The organism is Ruminococcus sp. N15.MGS-57 (genome assembly GCF_000980385.1).
Taxonomy (GTDB): Bacteria; Bacillota; Clostridia; order Oscillospirales; family Ruminococcaceae; genus Hominimerdicola; species Hominimerdicola aceti.
Map to the genome: position 1 here is coordinate 1 of NZ_LARF01000138.1, position 593 is coordinate 593.

General features: G+C 51.3%; 1 rRNA gene. It reads left to right on the top strand.

The features are described 5' to 3' along the window. Nucleotides 1-593, top strand: a 16S ribosomal RNA gene (locus WS40_RS10980); the annotation flags it as partial.

A 593-nucleotide genomic window follows, 5' to 3' on the forward strand; every position in this document is an offset into this window, starting at 1 on the left:
AAGCCACGGCTAACTACGTGCCAGCAGCCGCGGTAATACGTAGGTGGCGAGCGTTATCCGGAATTATTGGGCGTAAAGAGGGAGCAGGCGGCACTAAGGGTCTGTGGTGAAAGATCGAAGCTTAACTTCGGTAAGCCATGGAAACCGTAGAGCTAGAGTGTGTGAGAGGATCGTGGAATTCCATGTGTAGCGGTGAAATGCGTAGATATATGGAGGAACACCAGTGGCGAAGGCGACGATCTGGCGCATAACTGACGCTCAGTCCCGAAAGCGTGGGGAGCAAATAGGATTAGATACCCTAGTAGTCCACGCCGTAAACGATGAGTACTAAGTGTTGGGTGTCAAAGCTCAGTGCTGCAGTTAACGCAATAAGTACTCCGCCTGAGTAGTACGTTCGCAAGAATGAAACTCAAAGGAATTGACGGGGGCCCGCACAAGCGGTGGAGCATGTGGTTTAATTCGAAGCAACGCGAAGAACCTTACCAGGTCTTGACATCCGATGCATAGCACAGAGATGTGTGAAATCCTTCGGGACATCGAGACAGGTGGTGCATGGTTGTCGTCAGCTCGTGTCGTGAGATGTTGGGTTAAGT